The 20,962-nt window shown below is 68.5% G+C and carries 19 protein-coding genes; 7 read left to right on the top strand and 12 right to left on the bottom strand.

The window, feature by feature from the left end; genetic code table 11:
* Position 1 precedes the first annotated feature (1 nt).
* The 3 genes from HJG44_RS14405 to HJG44_RS14415 are packed head-to-tail and all read left to right on the top strand — an operon-like array spanning position 2 to position 3,206.
* On the top strand, positions 2-922 hold the full coding sequence (locus tag HJG44_RS14405) for an ABC transporter permease (RefSeq protein WP_171219086.1): 921 nt from the start codon (positions 2-4) through the stop codon (positions 920-922).
* Positions 919-1,815 carry an ABC transporter permease gene (locus HJG44_RS14410; protein WP_171219087.1) on the top strand — a complete coding sequence of 299 codons (897 nt, stop codon included), beginning with the start codon at positions 919-921 and terminating at the stop codon, positions 1,813-1,815. The genes HJG44_RS14405 and HJG44_RS14410 overlap by 4 nt, the downstream gene beginning before the upstream one ends.
* Complete coding sequence (locus HJG44_RS14415; protein WP_171219088.1) at positions 1,812-3,206, top strand: M20 family metallopeptidase; 1,395 nt, start codon at positions 1,812-1,814, stop codon at positions 3,204-3,206. Before HJG44_RS14410 ends, HJG44_RS14415 begins: the two co-directional genes overlap by 4 nt.
* 36 nt (positions 3,207-3,242) lie before the next feature.
* On the opposite strand, the gene ureC is transcribed toward HJG44_RS14415, so the two are convergent.
* From ureC to urtA, 10 genes are all read right to left on the bottom strand, one after another.
* Complete coding sequence (ureC, locus tag HJG44_RS14420; RefSeq protein ID WP_171219089.1) at positions 3,243-4,973, bottom strand: urease subunit alpha; 1,731 nt, start codon at positions 4,971-4,973, stop codon at positions 3,243-3,245.
* 129 nt (positions 4,974-5,102) lie between these two features.
* A complete protein-coding gene (locus tag HJG44_RS14425) occupies positions 5,103-6,236 on the bottom strand; it encodes a Fic/DOC family N-terminal domain-containing protein (RefSeq protein ID WP_171219090.1) in 1,134 nt (377 codons plus the stop codon).
* A gap of 184 nt (positions 6,237-6,420) precedes the next feature.
* Positions 6,421-7,179 carry an SDR family oxidoreductase gene (locus tag HJG44_RS14430; RefSeq protein WP_171219091.1) on the bottom strand — a complete coding sequence of 253 codons (759 nt, stop codon included), beginning with the start codon at positions 7,177-7,179 and terminating at the stop codon, positions 6,421-6,423.
* A gap of 50 nt (positions 7,180-7,229) precedes the next feature.
* On the bottom strand, positions 7,230-7,850 hold the full coding sequence (locus HJG44_RS14435; protein WP_171219092.1) for an urease subunit gamma: 621 nt from the start codon (positions 7,848-7,850) through the stop codon (positions 7,230-7,232).
* 13 nt (positions 7,851-7,863) lie between these two features.
* The gene (locus HJG44_RS14440) at positions 7,864-8,736 is read right to left on the bottom strand and encodes an urease accessory protein UreD (protein WP_210261135.1); all 873 of its coding nucleotides are present in this window, start codon (positions 8,734-8,736) and stop codon (positions 7,864-7,866) included.
* Between the two features lie 110 nt (positions 8,737-8,846).
* Complete coding sequence (gene urtE, locus HJG44_RS14445; RefSeq protein ID WP_171219093.1) at positions 8,847-9,542, bottom strand: urea ABC transporter ATP-binding subunit UrtE; 696 nt, start codon at positions 9,540-9,542, stop codon at positions 8,847-8,849.
* Positions 9,543-9,717: 175 nt separating this feature from the next.
* On the bottom strand, positions 9,718-10,473 hold the full coding sequence (urtD, locus tag HJG44_RS14450) for an urea ABC transporter ATP-binding protein UrtD (RefSeq protein WP_171219094.1): 756 nt from the start codon (positions 10,471-10,473) through the stop codon (positions 9,718-9,720).
* Positions 10,474-10,478: 5 nt separating this feature from the next.
* The gene (gene urtC / locus HJG44_RS14455) at positions 10,479-11,645 is read right to left on the bottom strand and encodes an urea ABC transporter permease subunit UrtC (RefSeq protein ID WP_171219095.1); all 1,167 of its coding nucleotides are present in this window, start codon (positions 11,643-11,645) and stop codon (positions 10,479-10,481) included.
* A gap of 172 nt (positions 11,646-11,817) precedes the next feature.
* Positions 11,818-13,422, bottom strand: coding sequence for an urea ABC transporter permease subunit UrtB (urtB, locus tag HJG44_RS14460; RefSeq protein ID WP_171219096.1), 1,605 nt, complete (start codon positions 13,420-13,422; stop codon positions 11,818-11,820).
* Positions 13,423-13,551: 129 nt separating this feature from the next.
* Positions 13,552-14,835 (bottom strand): urea ABC transporter substrate-binding protein, encoded by a 1,284-nt coding sequence (gene urtA / locus HJG44_RS14465; protein WP_171219097.1) that lies wholly within the window; start codon positions 14,833-14,835, stop codon positions 13,552-13,554.
* Positions 14,836-15,089: 254 nt separating this feature from the next.
* Between urtA and HJG44_RS14470 the strand changes: the two genes are divergently transcribed.
* From HJG44_RS14470 to HJG44_RS14485, 4 genes are read left to right on the top strand one after another with little or no spacing between them, the layout of a single operon-like run.
* Entirely contained in the window at positions 15,090-15,731 is a 642-nt protein-coding gene (locus tag HJG44_RS14470) for an urease accessory protein UreE (protein ID WP_171219098.1), read from the top strand.
* A complete protein-coding gene (locus HJG44_RS14475) occupies positions 15,724-16,401 on the top strand; it encodes an urease accessory protein UreF (RefSeq protein ID WP_171219545.1) in 678 nt (225 codons plus the stop codon). The genes HJG44_RS14470 and HJG44_RS14475 overlap by 8 nt, the downstream gene beginning before the upstream one ends.
* The gene (gene ureG / locus HJG44_RS14480; protein WP_171219099.1) at positions 16,398-17,024 is read left to right on the top strand and encodes an urease accessory protein UreG; all 627 of its coding nucleotides are present in this window, start codon (positions 16,398-16,400) and stop codon (positions 17,022-17,024) included. Before HJG44_RS14475 ends, ureG begins: the two co-directional genes overlap by 4 nt.
* Before the next feature lie 15 nt (positions 17,025-17,039).
* Complete coding sequence (locus HJG44_RS14485) at positions 17,040-17,624, top strand: HupE/UreJ family protein (protein WP_171219100.1); 585 nt, start codon at positions 17,040-17,042, stop codon at positions 17,622-17,624.
* Between the two features lie 30 nt (positions 17,625-17,654).
* Here HJG44_RS14485 and glgA read toward each other — a convergent pair whose 3' ends face one another.
* On the bottom strand, positions 17,655-19,172 hold the full coding sequence (glgA, locus tag HJG44_RS14490; RefSeq protein WP_171219101.1) for a glycogen synthase GlgA: 1,518 nt from the start codon (positions 19,170-19,172) through the stop codon (positions 17,655-17,657).
* A gap of 118 nt (positions 19,173-19,290) precedes the next feature.
* Positions 19,291-20,877, bottom strand: a complete 1,587-nt coding sequence (locus tag HJG44_RS14495; protein ID WP_171219102.1) for an alpha-amylase family glycosyl hydrolase — start codon at positions 20,875-20,877, stop codon at positions 19,291-19,293.
* Positions 20,878-20,962: the final 85 nt, after the last annotated feature.

Consider the following 20,962-nt stretch of genomic DNA (forward strand, 5'->3'; position numbering starts at 1 on the left):
CATGATCGTCTTCGTCCTCAAGCGGCTCGGCCTCGCGCTTCTCGTCGCCTTCGCGGTCTCGATCCTGTCATTCATGCTCGTGCGCCTCACGGGCGACGTCGCGACCGCGATCGCGGGCGAGGGCGCGCGCGACGAGGATATCCGCCTCGTGCGCGAGACCTACGGGCTCGATCGCCCGATGATCGTCCAATATGTCGACTGGCTGTTCGGCCTCATGCGCGGCGAGTTCGGGACCTCGTATTTCTTCAAGTCGCCGGTGCTCGACCTCGTGCTCGACAAGCTGCCGGTCACCCTGAAGCTCGGCCTGTCGTCGCTCGCCTTCGCGCTGCTGGTCGCCGTGCCGCTCGGGGTGGTCGCGGCGCTGAAGCCCAACAGCTGGATCGACCGGCTGGCCCTCGGGATCGCGGTTCTGGGCCAGGCGCTGCCCAACTTCTTCTTCGCGCTCCTCCTCGTGATGCTGTTCTCCGTGACGCTTCGCTGGCTGCCCGTCTCGGGCTCCGGCACGCCGTGGCACTTCGTCATGCCGACGATCGCGCTCGGCTACTATGTCGCGCCAGCCTTCATGCGGCTCGTCCGGGCCGGCATGATCGAGGTGCTGGGGTCCGACTTCATCCGTACCGCAAGAGCCAAGGGCCTGCCTAAACGCCGGGTCGTCCTCAAGCACGCGCTCCGGAACGCGCTCACGCCCGTCGTGGCCCTGACCGTGGTGCAGCTCGGCTACCTGCTCGGCGGCTCGGTCGTGATCGAGACGATCTTCGCGCTCGACGGGCTGGGCTACCTCGCCTACCAGTCGATCAGCCACAAGGACCTGCCCGTGATGCAGGTGGTCGTGCTGATCCTGGCGGTGATCTATGTCCTGCTGACGCTCGCGGCGGACATCGTGAATGCCTGGCTCGATCCGCGCCTGAGGGCGAACCTGTGAGCGCCGAGATCGCGGTGCCGCCGCGCGTCGCGCCGCCCGCCGCCGGGCGGCGGCCGGGCTGGCTGAAGCACCGGAGCCTCGTCATCGGCGGCGGGATTCTCGCCGCGATCGTGGCCGTGGCGGTCTTCGCCCCGCTCCTCTCGCCGCACGACCCATACGCGCAGGACCTGGCGCGGCGCCTCGTGCCGCCTTTCTGGTACCCGAAAGGGGATTGGGCGCATCCGCTCGGGACGGACAATCTCGGGCGCGACTACCTCGCCCGCACGCTCTACGGGGCCCGCATCTCGCTCCTCATCGGCGGGGCCGTGGCGCTTCTTTCCGGCCTGATCGGCACCGTGCTCGGGGTCGCGGCGGGCTATTTCGGCGGCCGGGTCGATCTCGTGGTGACCTTCCTGATCACCGTCCGGCTCGCGCTCCCGGTGATCCTCGTCGCGCTGGCCGCGGTGGCCGTGCTGGGCGGCTCGCTGCCGCTGGTCATCCTGGTCCTGGGGCTCCTGAAGTGGGACCGCTTCGTCGTCGTGATGCGGAGCGCGACGCAGAAGGTCAGGGCGCTCGATTTCGTGTCCGCCGCGAAGGCGGCCGGGGCCTCGACCCCGCGCATCATCTGGCGCGAGGTGCTGCCCAACGTCGTGCCCTTCCTGATCGTCACGGCCACCCTGGAGGCCGCGAGCGCGATCCTGCTGGAGGCGGCACTCTCGTTCCTCGGCCTCGGCGTGCAGCCGCCGCTCCCCTCCTGGGGCCTGATGATCTCCGAGGCCAAGCCCTACATGTTCTTCTCCTTCTGGATGATCGCGATCCCGGGCACCTGCCTGGCCATCCTGATCTTCGCCGTGAACATGCTCGGGGACGGGCTACGCGACGCCATCTCGCCCGATGCCGGTGACAAGACATGAGCCGCGACGCCGCCATCGCCCGCGCCCACGCGCATTTCGACGGGGGCGAGTTCCTCGCCGACCTGAAGCGCCGCGTCGCGATCCCGACCGAGAGCCAGAACCCGGACCGGGCCCCCGAGCTCGTCCGCTACCTGACGGAGGAGATGGAGCCGGCATTCGCGAAGCTCGGCTTCAGGTGCCGCATCCTGGAGGAGCCGAAGGCCAAGGGCCCGTTCCTCTTCGCCGAACGCATCGAGGATCCGGCGCTCGTCACCGTGTTCGGCTATGGCCACGGCGACGTGATCCGAGGGTTGGACGAGTCCTGGGAGCCCGGCCTGTCGCCGTGGATCGTGACAGAGCGCGGCGACCGCTGGTACGGGCGCGGCGTCGTCGACAACAAGGGCCAGCACGGAATCAATCTCGCGGCTCAGGCCGCCGTCCTCGCCGAGCGGGGAAAACTCGGCTTCAACGCCAAGTGGCTGATCGAGATGGGCGAGGAGACGGGCTCGCCCGGCCTGCGCGAGGTCTGCGCGCGGCACAAGGATCTGCTTGCCTCGGACGTGCTGATCGCCTCCGACGGGCCGCGGCTCAATGCAGAGCGGCCGACCGTCTTCCTGGGCTCGCGCGGCGGCGCATCCTTCGATCTCTGGATCGATGCGCGCGAAGGCGGGCACCATTCCGGCAATTGGGGCGGGCTGCTCTCGAACCCGGCGATCCAGCTCAGCCACGCCATCGCCTCGCTCATAGGCCCGACGGGGCAGATCCGCGTGCACGAGCTCGTGCCGAAGCACGGACTGCCCGAGGCCGTCCGCCGCGCGCTCGCGGATTGCGAGCTGGAGAGCGGGCCGGGTGCCCCGGAGATCGACCCGAACTGGGGCGAGCCGGGCCTGACGGGACCGGAGAAGGTGTTCGGCTGGTGCTCGCTCGAGGTGCTGGCGATGGAGGCCGGGACGCCCAGGACGCCCGTGAACGCCATCCCGCCGCGCGCCTGGGCCCGGCTGCAGCTCCGCTTCGTGGTCGATGTCGACATGGACGGCATCGTGCCGGCCGTGCGACGCCATCTCGACCGCCACGGCTTCGCCTACGTCCAGGTCGCGCCGGCGCGCGAGGAGGTCTTTCCGGCAACCCGGCTCGACCCGGACAATCCCTGGGTCGCCTGGGCGCTCGACTCGATCGAGAACACGACCGGAAAGAAGCCGGCGCTGCTGCCCAATCTCGGCGGCTCGCTGCCGAACGACGCCTTTTCCGAGATCCTCGGCCTACCGACGATCTGGGTGCCGCATTCCTACCCGGGCTGCTCGCAGCATGCGCCGAACGAGCACGTTCCCGTCGCGCTGGTCCGGGAGGCCCTCGGCCTCATGGCCGGGCTCTACTGGGACCTGCCCGAGAGCGGGATCGGCACGCGTAGCTGAGGGAACTCGCTCCCGCCAAGCCCGGGGCAGGACCGCTCAGAACAGGAAATAGCGCTGCGCCATCGGCAGCACGTCGGCCGGCTCGCAGACCAGGAGCTCGCCATCGGCCCGCACGTCGTAGGTCTCGGGATCGACCTCGATGATGGGCGTCGCGTCGTTGTTGACCATGCTCTTCTTGGAGATGCCGCCGCGGACGTTCTCGACCGCGACGAGCTGCTTGCCGCAGCCGAGCCGGTGAGCGAGCCCGTCCTCGATCGCGGCGCCGGACACGAAGGTGATCGAGGTCGCGAGCCGGGCCTTGCCGTAAGTGCCGAACATCGGCCGGTAGTGAACGGGCTGCGGCGTTGGGATCGAGGCGTTGGGATCGCCCATCGGCGCCGCCGCGATCGCGCCGCCCTTGATGATGCAGTCCGGCTTCACGCCGAAGAAGGCAGGCGACCAGACGACGAGGTCGGCGAGCTTTCCGACTTCGACCGAGCCGATATGCTTCGACACGCCATGCGCGATGGCCGGGTTGATGGTGTATTTCGCCACGTAGCGCCGGGCGCGCAGGTTGTCGTTGTCTCCCCCCTCGCCCGGAAGCGGCCCGCGCTGGCGCTTCATCTTGTCGGCCGTCTGCCAGGTCCGGATGATCACCTCGCCGACGCGCCCCATGGCCTGGCTGTCCGACGACATCATCGAGAGCGCGCCGATGTCGTGCAGGATGTCCTCGGCCGCGATCGTCTCCTTGCGGATGCGGCTCTCCGCGAAGGCGAGATCCTCCGGGATCGACGGCGACAGGTGATGGCAGACCATCAGCATGTCGAGATGCTCGTCGATGGTGTTCTTGGTGTAGGGCCGGGTCGGGTTGGTGGAGGACGGCAGCACGTTCGGCAGGCCCGCCACCTTGATGATGTCCGGCGCGTGGCCCCCACCGGCGCCCTCGGTGTGGAAGGCATGGATGGTGCGTCCCTTGAAGGCCGCGATCGTGTCCTCGACGAAGCCCGATTCGTTCAGCGTGTCCGTGTGGATCATCACCTGGATGTCGAATCGGTCCGCGACCTCGAGGCAGCAATCGATCGCGCCCGGCGTCGTGCCCCAATCCTCGTGCAGCTTCATGGCGCAGGCGCCCGCCCGCACCATTTCCTCGAGGGCCGCAGGCTGGGACGCGTTCCCCTTTCCGGCGAAGCCGAGATTCATCGGGAAGGAATCCGCCGCCTCGATCATCCGGGCGAGGTGCCAGGGCCCGGGCGTGCAGGTCGTCGCGAAGGTGCCGTGCGCCGGCCCGGTGCCGCCGCCGAGCATGGAGGTGACGCCCGACATCAGCGCCTCCTCGATCTGCTGCGGGCAGATGAAGTGGATGTGGCTGTCGAAGCCGCCCGCCGTGACGATCTTGCCCTCGCCCGCGATCACCTCCGTGCCCGGCCCGACCACGATGTCGATTCCGGGCTGCACGTCCGGATTGCCGGCCTTGCCGATCGCCACGATGCGGCCGGCCGCGATGCCGATATCGGCCTTCACGATGCCCCAGTGATCGAGGATGACGGCGTTCGTGATAACCGTGTCGACGGCCCCAGCGGAGTTCGGGGCCTGGCTCTGCCCCATCCCGTCGCGGATCACTTTCCCGCCGCCGAACTTCACCTCCTCGCCATAGATCGTGTGGTCCCGCTCCACCTCGATCACGAGCGACGTGTCGGCAAGCCGGATGCGGTCGCCCGTCGTCGGCCCGAACATGTCGGCATAGGCCGAGCGCGGCAGGGAGGCGGGCCGAGGGACGTTGGCGGGCATGGTGAATCCTTCGGTACGCTTGCGAAATTCAGGCCACTTGGCCGGCATTCCTGGGCTGGGGTCGGTCGGGCGTGATCATGCCCGCATCTTTAAAAGCGCGATCGGCATTTCAAAGAACCCGTCCATGCCTTACATTTTGAACAGCCCGATATAGCGCTCGAACGCGTAAGCGCGGCCCCACTGCCGGCCCGTGATCTCTTTCACAAGATGGAGTTTCCGGAGCTCGCCGAGGACAGCGTTCGCTGTCGGGGATGTGATGTCGAGAGACGCGACCAGATCGCCCGAAGTCAGGATGGGTCGCTGGTAGAACAGGTCCAAGACTGCCCTGGCGGTCGGCGCGCGTTTCCCGAGCCCCATCACGGCGGAGTCAGCCTCCGTCCTCAGGGCTAGAATGGTCCGAAATACGTCTCGACCCTTCGTCGCCGTTTCAGCCACACCCGTCAGAAAGAAGCGCACCCAATGGCCGAGATCATCAGCGAGGCGAACCCTCATCAGCGCATCGTAATAATGAGCTCTGTGGCGCTCAAAAAAATCCGAGAGATAGAGCGACGGCTTGTCCAGCAGGTCGTGACTGATGAAGTACAGCGGCATTAGAAGCCGCCCGATACGGCCGTTGCCATCCAAAAACGGATGGATGGTCTCGAATTGGTAATGGCTGATTGCTGCCCGCACCAAGTGGGGCACTTGAATATTCTCATTGTGCCAAAACCGTTCAAGGTCCGCCATTAACTCCGGCACTTCATCCTGATGAGGCGGGATGAACGTTGCATCGGTCAAGCTCGAGCCACCAATCCAGTTCTGGGTTCTGCGGAACTCGCCTGGGGACTTGTGCTGCCCTCGTACGCCACGCATCAGGATCGCATGTGTGTCTCGTAGCAGCCGATTGGAGAGAGGAAGCCGGTCGAGCTTGGAAACGGCTTCATTGACAGCGTCGATGTAATTCTGCACCTCCCGCCAGTCGTCTCGGCGTTCGGGATCGATCTGATCCTCGCGCATCAACGCTTCGTCGATCCCAGTCTGCGTACCTTCGATCCGGCTCGACGTCTGCGCTTCCTTGACCACGTGCATGCGGATGAATCGGTCGACGTCCGGCACGATCAGCGAGAATGCATTCAGTTCCGCTAGGGCCCGCGTAGCGGCTTCCAGCAATGTATTGATGGCTGGATCATCCCACGTCCACTCCTCGTTGACGTGGCGCGGCTTGAAGCTACGATACTTATACCTTTGCCGCCATTCGCCGGCCTTGAAGGATTCAATCTTCACGACCCCTCCGGTCGCATCGTTGTTTCGGCCTCTCGCAACCGGGCTCCGAACTCTTCACCGCGCCCTTCCTTTCATAGCTCGGGTCGGAATTTAAGGCAATCGCGTCTCCGTTTAATTTCGTTGATGGTCGTCCGATCGACGCGCAGGTTCGAAGCTCGAATCAACCACCCCGCGGGAACCACCTTCAGAGCTTCACGCCCTCCAGATACCCCCTGTTCCAGGTCGGGCTGATCAGGATCTCGTTCACGCACACGCTCGCCGGCATGCGGGCGACGAACAGGATGGTCTCGGCTATGTCCTCCGCCTGGAGCATGCGGGCGCGGTCCTCGGCCGTGACGGGGACCGGGCGCTTGTCGATGATCGGGGTGGCGACCTCGCCCGGGCAGATGCAGCAGGACCGGATACCGTTGCCGCATTCCTCCTGGTTGATGCTCTCGGACAGCGCGACGAGCGCGTGCTTGGCGGCCGAGTAGGCGGGCCCCGTGAGCCGGGAGACGTAGCGGCCCGCCCAGGACGATATCTGGATGATGAGGCCGGCGCGGCGCTCGCGCATCATCGGCAGGACGGCGCGCGAGGTGTAGAAGGAGCCGTTCAGGTCCGCCCCGATCACGGCATCGATGCCGGCGACCTCGATCTCCTGCCAGCTGCGCTTGGGGACGTTCAGGCCCGCCGAGTTCACCAGGATGTCGCAGCGCCCGAAGCGCTCGCGGATCGTGCCCGCGACGCGTTCCACCTCGTCCGACCGGCTCATATCTGCCGGCGCGACGAGCGCCTCGCCGCCCGCCTCGCGGATCGTGGCTGCCGTCTGCTCCAGCGCCTCCGCCCTCCTGCCGCTCAGCACGAGCCTCGCGCCGCACCCGGCGAGCGCGACGGCGGCCGCGGCGCCGATTCCCGACCCCGCACCCGTGACCCAGGCGACTTCGCCCTCGATGGATCGCCGCATCGTTCCTCCCGCTCGCCCCGAGCCTCTTCGGGCCGGATTGCATGCCTGCCTTAGAGGGTCCCCATGACGTCCTGGCGGAAGCCGTAGACCTCGCGCTTGCCGCCGTAGGGCACGAGCACGACCTCGCGCGTCGAGCCCGGCTCGAAGCGCACGGCCGTGCCCGGCGCGATGTCGAGCCGTTTCCCGCGCGCCTGTTCGCGGTCGAAGCGAAGCGCCGGGTTCGTTTCGAAGAAATGGTAATGCGAGCCGACCTGGATCGGCCGGTCGCCGGTATTGGCGACGGCGAGCACAGTGCGTTCCGCGCCCTCGTTGAACACGATCTCGCCCGGCTGCGCCATGACCTTGCCGGGCACGTCGTCGGAAGCCGCGCCGCGGATCGGGTGGTGCACCGTGACGAGCTTGGTGCCGTCGGGAAAGGTCGCCTCGACCTGAATGTCGTGGATCATCTCGGGCACGCCCGGCATGACCTGCTCCGCAGTCAGCACATGCGCTCCGGCCTCCATCAGCTCGGCGACGCTCCGCCCGTCCCGCGCGCCCTCGACGACGAAATCGGTGATGAGCGCGACCGCCTCCGGATGGTTCAGCTTCACGCCCCGCGCGAGCCGGTTGCGCGCGACCATCGCGGCCATGGCGACCAGCAGCTTGTCCTTTTCGCGCGGCGTGAGGTTCACCCGGAAGCTCCCGTCAAAGATGCCAGACGCGCGGCATGGGCCTGCCGCGGAACGCCAGCATGAAGCGTGCGGTGTCCCGCCGCAACGTTTCCACGTCCGGCGACAGGAACCGCAGGGCGAGCAGGCCATTCCAGGCGCTCGCCCCGCACTCGCAGAGCGCGCCCTCGAGCGCCGCGCGGGCCTCTTCGATCCGGCTCTCGGCATCCGGCGCCACGTAGAGCAGCGTCGCAAGCGCCCGGCGGCCGGCCGCGACGCTCGGCTTCGCGAGCCGCTCGGCGATGGATCCAGTGATGCGCAGGGTGTCCGCAAAGACCAGCCGCCCGCCCCGCCGGATGCGCCAGCGCTCCTCATAGGCGCCGCTCCGCATCGCTTCGCCGAAAGCCGCACGGCCGAAGACGGTCGCTTCGAAGAGGAGGGCGGAGGCGCCGGGCTCGAGCTCGACCTCGAGGGAGCGGCGCAGCCGCGCCTCGTCGAACAGGATCGTCTCCTGCGGAATCCAGTCGAGCCGGCCGCCATGCGCGACGCGGACCGCCGTCGCGATCTCGGCCGTGTCGCCGTCCGACCGATACACCTTCTCCGCCGCCGCGGTCGTGACCACGAGTTCGGCGCCGGCACCGACCTCGATCTCGGCCGCGAAGCGATCGCCCGCCGCGATGCCGCCGCCCGTGTTGATGGTGACGGCTTCCAGCGCGGGCCCATCTGCTTTCGGCAGTCGCAGCCGCGCCGAGCCGCTCTCGGCGATCCGCGTGACGCGCGTGACCGCGCCGTCCAGACGGGCGACGGCGAGCGCAATGCGGGCATCCGCGCGTTGGCGGCGCGGGAGGAGCTGAATCTTGTCGTGGCCGGGCTTGGCCCGGCCACCCCGATCGGGAACGTAGGAGGTCAATCGAGCCGTCAGAACGGAGGGGCTACGAATGCTGCCCGGGCAGCGCGTGCAAACATCATCGCGATGGCCGGGACAAGCCCGACCATGACGCTGGCGGGTGGCCGACGCGCTCAGATCGCCATGCGGCGGCGGACGTCGTCGCCCTGGAGCTCGGCCCTGCCGCCTGAGGCGACGATCTCGCCGCGCTCCATCAGGACGAAGCTGTCCGCCAACTCGCGGGCGAAGTCGAAATACTGCTCCACTAGCAGGATCGCCATGTCGCCGCGCTGGCGCAGGAACGAGATCGCGCGGCCGATATCCTTGATGATGGAGGGCTGGATGCCCTCCGTCGGCTCGTCCAGCACGAGCAGCTTCGGACGGGTCGTGAGCGCCCGACCGATGGCGAGCTGCTGCTGCTGGCCGCCGGAGAGATCGCCGCCGCGGCGGTTGAGCATCGATTTCAGCACGGGAAAGATATCGAAGACCTCGTCCGGCACCCGGCGCTCGCTGCGCTTCAGCGGGGCGAATCCGGTCTCCAGGTTCTCCCGCACGGTCAGCAGCGGGAAGATCTCGCGCCCCTGCGGCACATAGGCGATGCCGCTGCGAGCACGCTCGTAGGGCTTCATGCGGGCGATATCCCGCCCTCCGAAGGTGATCGCCCCGCTTGCGATCGGGCGATGGCCGACGATGGCGCGCATGAGCGAGGACTTGCCGACGCCGTTGCGGCCGAGCACGCAGGTCACCTCGCCGGGCTTCGCCTCGATCGAGACGCCGCGCAAAGCCTGCGCGGCGCCGTAGAAGAGCGTGACGTTTTCGACGTTCAGCATGGGAGGCTCGACGCGCCCCCTCTCCCCGGCGGGGAGAGGGTTGGGGTGAGGGGGGCGCGCGACGTCCGGAGAGGGCGCAGCCCCCTCACCCGGTCGCCCGCTGCCGCGGTCGACTCGACCTCTCCCCGCCGAGGAGAGGGATGCCCGCGCGTTTCCGAGCTCGGTCGCATGACCCTCACCGTCCCAGATACACTTCGATCACGCGCTCGTTCGCGCTGACCTGGTCGAGCGGGCCTTCGGCGAGGACCGAGCCCTCGTGCAGGCAGGTGACCTTCACGCCGAGGTCGCGCACGAAGACCATGTCGTGCTCGACGACCACCACGGCGCGCGTCCTGGCGATCTCGCGCAGGAGGTCGGCCGTGTCCGCCGTCTCCTGGTCGGTCATGCCGGCCGCGGGCTCGTCGACGAGCAGCAGCTTCGGCTCCTGCGCCAGCAGCATGCCGATCTCCAGCCATTGCTTCTGGCCGTGGCTGAGCTCGGCCGCCTTGCGGGCGCGATGGTCCTTCAGCCGGATGCGCTCGAGCAGCGAATCCACGCGCTCGCGCTCCGCCCGGCTCTCGCGCCAGAACAGGGTCGGGACGGCGCGCCGGTCCGCCTTGAGGGCGAGGCGGAGATTGTCCTCGACGGTGTGCATTTCGAACACGGTCGGGGTCTGGAACTTCCGCCCGATCCCGAGCTGCGCGATCGAGGCCTCGTCGAGCTTCGTCAGGTCGTACTTGCCGCCCTCGAAGCTGGCCTGGCCGGAGGTCGGCCGCGTCTTGCCCGTGATCACGTCCATCATGGTCGTCTTGCCGGCGCCGTTCGGGCCGATGATGGCGCGCATCTCGTGCTGGTCGATGGCCAGGGACAGGTTGTTCAACGCCCGGAAGCCGTCGAACACGACAGAGACCGCGTCGAGATAAAGGAGAGATGGCGTGGTCGTGGTCTGCATGGCGCCTACTCGGCCGGCACCGGCGCGCCGCGGGAATCGATCGCCCGCGCCACGCCGTCCTCGTCCTCGATCTCCGCGACCGCCGGCCGGCGCCGCCCGGTCCACCACTCGGTGAAGGTGCCAAGGATGCCCTTGGGCAGGAACAGCGTGACCAGCACGAAGAGCGCGCCGAGCGCGAAGAGCCACAGTTCCGGCAGCATGCCGGTGAACCAGGTCTTGCCGGCGTTCACGACCACGCCGCCCAGCGCCGCCCCGGCGAGCGTGCCGCGCCCGCCGACCGCGACCCAGATCACCGTTTCGATGCTGTTGGCGGGCGCGAATTCGGACGGGTTGATGATGCCGACCTGCGGCACGTAGAGCGCGCCCGCCAGGCCCGCGAGCATGGCCGAGACGGTCCAGACGAAGAGCTTGTAGTTCTCGACCCGGTAGCCGATGAACCGCGTCCGGCTCTCCGCGTCGCGGATCGCGACCAGCACCTTGCCGAGCTTCGAGGTGACGATGAAGCGGCAGAGCAGGAACCCGCCCGCGAGCGCGAGCGCCGAGAGGGCGAAGAGCGCCGCGCGCGTGCCCTGCGCCTGGACGGGGAAGCCGAGGATGTCCTTGAAGTCGGTCAGCCCGTTATTGCCGCCGAACCCCATGTCGTTGCGGAAGAAGGCGAGCAGCAGGGCGAAGGTCATCGCCTGGGTGATGATGGACAGGTAGACGCCCGTCACCCGTGAGCGGAACGCGAACCAGCCGAACACGAAGGCGAGGAGCCCCGGCGCCGCGAGCACCATCAGGGCCGCGAAGGGGAAATGGTCGAAGCCCCACCAGTACCAGGGCAGTTCCTTCCAGTTCAGGAAGACCATGAAGTCGGGCAGGACCGGGTTCGCGTAGACGCCGCGCGTCCCGATCTGCCGCATCAGGTACATGCCCATGGCGTAGCCGCCGAGGGCGAAGAACGCGCCGTGGCCGAGCGACAGGATTCCGGCATAGCCCCAGACGAGATCCACCGAGAGGGCGAGCAGCGCGTAGCACAGGTACTTGCCCAGCAGCGGCATCATGTAGTCCGGCACGTGCAGGGGCGAGCCGACCGGGAGCAGGAGGTTCGACATCGGCACGAGCACGGCCACCGCGAGCACGATGGCGAGGAAGATGGTGCCGGTGCGGCCGAGAAGGCGGGCGGAGATCATGCGAGGAATCCCGCCGTGCATCCCTTTCCCCAACGGGGAGAGGTCGAGTCGATCGCGCCAGCGGGCGACCGGGTGAGGGGGAGAGCGCTTTCCGGGTGAGGGTGGTCCCCCTCACCCCATCCCTCTCCCCGGCGGGGAGAGGGGGCCCCTCGAGGATGCCCGAACGTCACCGCTAGGCCTCCACGAACCGGCCCTTGAGCGCGAACAGGCCGCGCGGGCGCTTCTGGATGAAGAGGATCACGGCCACGAGGAGCAGGATCTTGCCGAGGACGGCCCCCGCGACCGGCTCGAGGAGCTTGTTGGCGATGCCGATCGACATGGCGCCGACCAGCGTGCCCCAAAGGTTCCCGACGCCGCCGAAGACGACGACGAGGAAACTGTCGATGATGTAGCCCTGGCCGAGATTGGGCGAGACGTTGTCGATCTGGCTGAGCGCCACACCGGCGATGCCCGCCACCCCGGAGCCGAGCCCGAAGGTCATCGCATCCACCCAGTCGGTCCTGATGCCCATCGCGCCCGCCATGCGGCGGTTCTGGGTGACGGCGCGGATCTGCAGCCCGAGGCTCGTGTGCTTGAGCGCGACGAGCAGCGCCACGAAGACGGCCGTCGCGAAGAGCACGATGACGATGCGGTTCCAGGTGAGGGTCAGGCCCCAGAGATCGACCGAGCCCGACATCCAGGCCGGCGTGCCGACCTCCCGGTTCTGCGCGCCGAAGATCGACCGGACCGCCTGCTGCAGGATGAGCGAGATGCCCCAGGTGGCGAGCAGCGTCTCCAGCGGGCGGCCGTAGAGGAAGCGGATCACGCTGTGCTCGATGAGAACTCCGACCGCGCCGGCGACCAGGAAGGCGAGCGGCAGCGCGATGAAGAGCGAGGCGCCGAAGAGTTCGGGAAAGCGCGTGCGGATCACCTCCTGCACCATGAAGGTCGTGTAGGCGCCGAGCATGACCATCTCGCCATGCGCCATGTTGATGACCCCCATGACCCCGAAGGTGATGGCGAGGCCGATCGCGGCCAACAGCAGGACGGAGCCGAGGCTGACCCCGTAGGCGACGTCCTGCGCGCGCTGCAGCAGCGCGAGCCGGCTCTCGATCGAGGATGCAGCCAATTGGGCGAGACCCCTCACCTCGTCCGGGGCTGATGGCGGGATCTGGCGCAGCAGCGCGAGCGCGTCGCGGTCGCCCTTCGCGCGCAGAACCTCGACGGCGGCGACCTGGTCGGCGGCGGAGGCATCGGGCTTGGCGAGCGCGATGGAGGCGCGCGCCTCGCGGAAGGCGCGCAGCACGCCCGGATCCTGCTCGGCCGCGATGGCGCTCTCGATCGCGGCAAGCGCGCCGGCATCGCGGGACTTGAACACGGCCGCGGCAGCCTCGATCCGGCGGCGCGGGTCGGGAGCGCGCAGCGTGAGCTGGCCCATGGCGGCATCGGCGGCGCGGCGCACCCGGTTGTTCAGGCGAACCGCCTTGAGATCGGCCGCGTTCGCCGTCGTCGCCTCGCCGGTGCGGGCGTCCTTGAGCCCGCCCGCAGGGTCGCGGATGAACACGGCCCTGTCGGCGGCCCGCACGAGGAGGCGCCCGGCCTGGAGCGCCGACACCACCTCCGCGGCGAGCGGATGGCCGCTCGCGGCGACGCCCTCGATCGCAGCCTCCGTCTCGGAATAGCTGTCCGCCGCGAAGCGCGCGAGCGCGTCCGTGTAGGCGTCGGCGCGGGCAGAGCCGGCCCCGAGCACGATGAGGCAGAGCGCGAACGCAATCGCAGGGAAATTTCGCAGAACCATCAGACGCTCGTCTCGGGCGTCATGGCCGGGCTTGGCCCGGCCATCCACGTCGGGTCACGACGTCGCGCTTATCGTGGATGCCCGGGCCAAGCCCGGGCATGACGGTTCAGAGGCTTGGGAAGGCGGCACTCACGCGCCGCCGCACTTGCCGGTCTTGGTGTTGAAGTTGCCGCACTTCTTCTCGACCCAGTCGGCGACGAGGTCCTTCGAGCCATCGAGCTCCTTGGACCAGGCGTCGCCCGGGACGAGGCCCTCGGTCTTCCACACCACGTCGAACTGGCCGTTATCCTTGATCTCGCCGATGAAGACCGGCTTCGTGATGTGGTGGTTGGCGAGCATCTTCGAGACGCCGCCCGTCAGGTTCGGGGCCTCGGTGCCGGGCAGCGCGTCGATGACCTTGTCGGGATCGGTGGACTTCACCTTCTCGACCGCCTTCACCCACATGTTGAAGCCGATGACGTGCGCTTCCATCGGATCGTTGGTCACGGCCTTCGGGTTCTTCTTGAAGGCCTGCCACTTGGCGATGAACTCCTTGTTCGCCGGCGTGTCGATCGACTGGAAGTAGTTCCAGGCCGCGAGATGGCCGACGAGGGGCTTGGTGTCGATGCCCGCGAGCTCCTCCTCGCCGACCGAGAAGGCGACGACCGGGATGTCGGTGGCCTTGATGCCCTGGTTGCCGAGCTCCTTGTAGAAGGGCACGTTGGCATCGCCGTTTATGGTCGAGACGACCGCCGTCTTCTTCCCCGCAGAACCGAATTTCTTGATGTCGGCCACGATCGTCTGCCAGTCGGCATGGCCGAACGGGGTGTAGTTGATCAGGATGTCCTCGTCCTTGACGCCCTTCGACTTGAGGTAGGCTTCGAGGATCTTGTTGGTGGTGCGCGGGTAGACGTAGTCGGTGCCGGCCAGCACCCAGCGCTGCACCTTCTCCTCCTTGGCGAGGTAGTCCACCGCCGGGATCGCCTGCTGGTTCGGGGCCGCGCCCGTGTAGAAGACGTTCCGCTCGCTCTCCTCGCCCTCGTATTGCACGGGGTAGAAGAGGATGTTGTTGAGCTCCTTGAAGACCGGCAGGACGGACTTGCGGGAGACCGAGGTCCAGCAGCCGAACACGGCCGCGACCTTGTGCTGCGAGATGAGCTCGCGCGCCTTCTCGGCGAAGAGCGGCCAGTTGGAAGCCGGGTCGACCACGACCGCCTCGAGCTTCCTGCCGAGCAGGCCGCCCTTCTTGTTCTGCTCCTCGATGAGGAAGAGCATCGTGTCCTTCAGGGTCGTCTCGCTGATCGCCATCGTGCCCGAGAGCGAGTGGAGGACGCCGACCTTGATCGTGTCCTGCGCGAAGGCCGCGCCAGCCGAGCCCACCAGCATGGCCGCGCCCGCGAGCGCGCCGACCGCTCCCCTTCTCGTGATTGTCATTGCGTGAGTCTCCGATGCCCAACTCTGGCTGGCCAGCAGCCTGCTGAGCGAGCGCAAGCGCTGTGCCAGCGGAGACTCCGGGGAAGGGACGACAAGACGGCGCTGCACAACAACTCGGCAGCCGCCGCCTGCCTCAAAATTGGGCAGGGCGTCCCGATCTGCGGAGGAGACAGGCACGCGGCGGCGGCGGCCGCTGCAGGATCGACCTCGCCCGCGCCAGTCTCTAGATTGGCGCGACATCCGGGACCGAGACCATGCTCCGCGCCACCTCCATCGTCCGCCGCCCCGCCGTCAAGGCGGACCGTGTCGCCGACACGCTGACGCTCGACCACGAGGCCCGCCACCGGCGCCGCGTGGCGCTTACCGCGTCCGGCGGGCTCTCCTTCCTGCTCGACCTCGACAGGGCCGCCGTGCTCGACGACGGCGACGCCGTGAAGCTGGAGGACGGACGCCTCGTGCAGATCAGGGCGGCGCCCGAGAGGCTGATCGAGATCCGCACCGACAATCCGCTGAGGCTGATGAAGGTCGCCTGGCATATCGGGAACCGGCATGTGGCGGCCGAGATCACGGCGGACGCGATCTATATCGCGCATGATCACGTGCTCATGGAGATGGTGCGCGGGCTGGGTGCGAGCGCGACCGTCGTCGAGCGGCCCTTCCGGCCGGAGCGCGGCGCCTATCACGAGCACGGCCCGGATTGCGGGCACGATCACGGCCACGCCCAGGGTCACGGTCATGACCACGAGCACGGCCGCGACGGCCATGCGCCTCACGCGCATGCACATGATCACGGGGCGCATGATCATGGGGCGGGCTGCGGCTGCGGGCACGATCACCATCACCACGGCCACGATCACGCCCACCACGGCCACGATCACGCCCACCGGCATGGCTGAGGCGGGTTTCATCCCGCTGCTCTGCTGGCTGTCGCCGAGCTTCCCGGTCGGCGCCTATGCCTATTCCCACGGGCTCGAATGGGCCGTGGAGGCGGGCGATATCCGCGACGAAGGCTCGCTCGCGGCATGGCTCGGCAGCATCCTGCAGGACGGGCTCGGGCGAAACGACGCGATCCTCCTGTGCGCGGCGCACCGGGCGGCGTCGGCCCGGGACGGCGCGGCGATCGCGGAGACGAACGAACTCGCCCTCGCGCTGGCGGGCTCGGCCGAGTTCAGGCTGGAGACCGCGCAGCAGGGAAGGAGCTTCCTCGATGCCGTGCGGGCGGCCTGGCCGCAGGACGGGATCGAGGATCTCGCCGCCGATCTCGACGAGGTCGCCCTGCCTGTCGCGCTCGGCCTCGCGGCGGCCTGCCACGGCATCGATCGGGGCCAGACCGCGACCGCCTATCTGGCGGCGCTCGCCCAGAACCTCGTCTCCGCCGCGATCCGTCTGGCGCCGATCGGCCAGACCGCGGGGCAGCGCGTCGTGGCCCGATTGCTGCCTGATCTGGCGCGCCTGGCCGAGGAGGCCCTCGGCCAGGACCTGGACGACGTCGGCTCGTCGACCTTCCGGGCCGATCTCGGCTCCTTCAGACACGAGACGCAGTATACGAGGCTGTTCCGCTCATGAGCTCTTCCGCGCACGGGCCCCTGAGGGTGGGGATCGGCGGCCCCGTCGGGTCCGGCAAGACGGCCCTCATGGAGGCGCTCTGCAAGCGCTTTCGCGACCGCTACGACATCTGCGCGATCACGAACGACATCTACACCAAGGAGGATGCGCGGCTCCTGTCCGTCGCCGAGGCGCTGCCGCTCGAGCGCATCCTCGGGGTCGAGACGGGCGGCTGTCCGCACACGGCGATCCGCGAGGATTGCTCGATCAATCTCGCGGCCGTGGCCGAGATGCGCCGCAAGTTCCCGGCCCTCGACATGGTGCTGATCGAATCCGGCGGCGACAATCTGGCCGCGACCTTCTCGCCCGAGCTCGCCGACATCACGATCTACGTCATCGACGTCGCGGGGGGCGAGAAGATCCCGCGCAAGGGCGGCCCCGGCATCACCCGCTCCGACCTCCTCGTGGTCAACAAGATCGACCTCGCGCCGCTGGTCGGGGCCGATCTCGGGATCATGGAGGCCGACACGCGCCGGATGCGCGGCGAGCGGCCCTACGTCTTCGCCAACATCCGCGCCGGCCACGGGGTCGACGCCGTCGCGCGCTTCATCGAACGCTCCGGCGGTCTCGCCGCGGCGGCTTAACGGGAGAGATCAGGCATGTCGCGCATCGCCCTCTGGGCAGCTCTGGGCCTCGTTTCCGGCGCGGGACCGGCCCTCGCGCATACCGGCTTCGGGGGCGTGTCGGGCTTCGGGCATGGCTTTTCCCATCCGTTCGGCGGGGCGGACCACGTGCTCGCCATGGTGGCGGTCGGCCTCATGGCGGCGCAGCTGGGCGGCCGCGCGCTTTGGGCGCTGCCGCTCGCCTTCCTGTCGATGATGACGATCGGCGGCGCGCTGGGGCTCGCCGGGTTCGAGCTGCCCTATGTGGAGCTGGGCATCGGCCTCTCCGTGGTGGCGTTCGGGCTCGCGATCGCGCTCCGGGCGGATGCGCCCCTGGCGCTCGCCACGGCCCTGATCGGCGCCTTCGCGCTCTTCCACGGCCATGCCCACGGGGCGGAGATGCCGGACACCGCCTCGGGACTTGCCTATGGGGCGGGCTTCGTCGTCGCGACCGCGATCCTGCACGCGGCCGGAATCGCGATCGGGCTCATGCTCGGGCGGCTTTCCGCGCCGCGCATCCTCCGGGCCGCCGGCGGCGCCATCGCGCTTGCGGGGGTCGCGATCCTTGGGAAGCTCGTCTGAGGGCCGCGCCGCCGGGGCGGGCCGCCGTTTCTACTGCGAGGGCCCGGCCAGGGCGCGGTCGTAGACCCCGCAATAGCCGGCCGCGGACCGCGTCCAGCCATAGGTTTCGGACATCGCCGCGCGCCGCATGGCGTTGAGCTTGCGGCGGGACCCGAAGGCGTCCACCGCCCGGTAGATCGCGCTCAGCATGGCGCCGAGGGAAGGGTCGCGGAACAGGAAGCCGGTGACCCCGTCCTTGATCGTGTCCGCAAGACCGCCCGTCTGGCGGGCGATCGGCAGCGAACCCATGCGCTGCGCATACATCTGACTGAGCCCGCACGGCTCGAAACGCGACGGCATGAGCAGGAAGTCGCTGCCGGCAAACATGCGCCGCGCCCGCTGCTCCTCGAAGCCGATCCTGACGCCGACCTGGGCGGGATAGCGCTCGGCGAGCTTCTGCATGGCGCGCTCGAACCGCTCCTCGCCGCGCCCGGTCACCACCACCTGGCCGCCCTGGCGGACGATGCTCTCGGTCGATTCGATCGTGAGATCGACGCCCTTCTGGTGGACCAGACGCGAGACCACCGCGAAGAGGGGGCCGCGCGACACCGCGAGGCCGAATTCGCGCCGGACCTCGTCGGCATTGGCCTTCTTGCCTTTCAGGTCGTTGGGGTCGAACGGACTCTCGAGGTGGCGGTCGGTGCGCGGGTCCCAGGATTCGTCGATGCCGTTCAGGATGCCGGTGAGGCGCCCCTCGCCGTCGAGCTTGCGCAGGAGGCCGTCGAGCCCGCAGCCGAATTCGGGCGTGGTGATCTCGCGCGCATAGGTCTGCGACACGGTCGTGACGTGCGAGGCATAGACGATGCCGGCCTTCAGGAAGGACAGCTTGCCGTAGAATTCCACGCCTTCCACCCCGAAGGCGGAATCCGGCACGCCGAGGCCCGGCAGCCGACTCGGATCGAAGAGCCCCTGATAGGCGAGGTTGTGGATGGTGAGGACGCTCGGCGTCTGGAGGCCGGCCCAGGCGACATAGGCGGAGCCGAGCGCCGAGGGCCAGTCGTTCAGGTGCAGGAGCGAGGGCGTCCAGCCGAGATCCGGGACCCCGGCGGCGATCTGCGCGGCCGCGAGCCCCAGCCGGCCGAACCGGATGTCGTTGTCGGCCCAGTCCGCCCCGCTCTCGTCGCCATAGGGCGAGCCTTCGCGGTCGTAGAGGTCGGGGCAGAGGATCACATAGACCGTGAGCCCGTCGGGGCAGTCGATCCTGCCGAGTTCGCAGGCAGGCAGGCCATGCGCTGCCGGAAGCCGCGCCACGACAGGAATGTCTTCTTCCCTGGACGTGACCTGTCGGTAGCCCGGGATGAGGACCCGGACGTCGTAGCGCTGGCCGAGGCTCCGGGGCAGCGCCGCCGAGACGTCGCCAAGCCCGCCCGCCTTCACGTAGTCGGCCATCTCGGACGTGACGTAGAGGATGCGCTGGACGGCACGGCCTTCGGAGGGCGCGCCTCCCCGCCCGAGAGCGGCCACGAACTCGGGCACGCGGTCCTCGTCGGCTATCACCCGCGCGTCCATAACCTTCGTCCGCCCCCTCCACGCGTGGCCGAATGGCCCGTTCCTAGCCTAGGCTCGCTCCCAGGTGCGGCTTCGTACTGCACCGCACAATGGTTACGGTCAGATGACCGAACACCGCCTAGCCGAGGATCAGCCCTTCATTGGGCCGCAGCGCAACATTCGAGCCAACCCGTTCGTCCACGCGATCGAGGAAGGTCGAGAGCTTCACGCGCATCCCGTCGCAAGGCGAAACAAGCTTGACGGGGATTGGTTCCCCCGAGAGGTTGAGAAAGACGGCCAAACGCTCGCTTCCGTGCGAACGGAGGAAGCCGAAGACGTGGCCCTCCGTCCGGATCGGCTGGTAGTCGCCGATCGCGAGCGCCCGCGTGCCGCGCCGCAATCGGATGAGGGCGCGATAGAGGTTCAGGATCGAGCCCGGATCGGCCGAGAGGACTGCGACGTTCTGCCGCTCGTGGCCGGGGGCCAGCGGGAGCCAGGGTTCGACAGTGCTGAAGCCGGCGAACCGCGAGGCGTCCCATTGCATGGGAGTCCGCTCCGGATCGCGGTTGAAACCGAGGCCGGGCTCGTTCTTCTCCCAGGGATCCTGCACGCGGTCCGGCGGGATCTCGACCCGCCCGATCCCGATCTCGTCTCCGTAGTACATCGTGGGCGTGCCGCGCAGCGTGAGCAGAAGCATGGCCGCGACCCGCGCCTGCTCGGCCCCGACCCGCGCCGCGATGCGGGGCTGATCGTGGTTGCCCAGCACCCAGTTCGGCCAGCCGCCTTGCGGCAGCGCCGCCTCGTACTCGTCGACGAGCTTGGCGATCGCGCGCGCGTTCCAGGCCGTCTGGATGAGCTGGAAGTTGAAGGGCAGGTGCGCGCCCGACAGGTCCTTGCCGTAATAGGCGACGAGCCGCTCGGTCGGGAGATAGATCTCCCCGATCAGGACGCGGTCCCGGTAGCCGTCCAGCACCCGCCGCATCTCGGCGATCACCTCGTGCACCTCCTCCTGGTCGGAGGAATGGACCTGCAGCAGGCTCTCGATCTCGGGCCGCTCCGGATGCCAGGCGGGATTGGGCGGGTTGTCGCGGAACTCGGCATCCTTGATGAGGTGCCAGATCACGTCGACCCGGAACCCGTCGACGCCCCGGTCCAGCCAGAAGCGCAGCACGTCGTACATGGCTTCGCGCAGTTCCGGGTTGCGCCAGTTGAGGTCCGGCTGCTGCCTGAGGAAAGCGTGGTAGTAATACTGGCCCGTAGCCTCGTCGAACTCCCACGCCGAGCCGCCGAAATTCGACACCCAGTTGTTCGGCGGCGAGCCGTCCGGCCTGGGGTCGCGCCAGATGTACCAGTCCCGCTTCGGGTTGCTCCGGGAGGAGCGGCTCTCGACGAACCACGGGTGCTGGTCGGAGGTGTGGTTCGGGACGAAGTCGAGGATGAGCTTCAGCCCGCGGCGATGCACCTCCGCGACGAGCCTGTCGAAATCCGCGAGCGTGCCGAAGAGCGGATGCACGCCGCAATAGTCGGAGACGTCGTAGCCGAAATCGGCCATGGGCGAGGGATAGATCGGCGAGATCCAAACCGCGTCGATCCCGAGATCGACCAGATAGTCGAGCCGCGACGTGATGCCGGGCAGGTCTCCCACGCCGTCGCCGTTCGAGTCCTGAAACGAGCGCGGGTAGATCTGGTAGACGATGCCGTTCTTCCACCAGGTTTCGGCCGGCATGGATGCTCCTCGCAAGTGCAGACGGGAGGCGAAGCCGCGCGCTGGCGCGAGGTTCCGTCCGATTTGGAACTGGCGCCTTGGCGCG

Origin of the sequence: Enterovirga aerilata (assembly GCF_013044135.1) — a bacterium.
In the GTDB taxonomy this organism is placed as follows: Bacteria; Pseudomonadota; Alphaproteobacteria; order Rhizobiales; family Beijerinckiaceae; genus Enterovirga; species Enterovirga aerilata.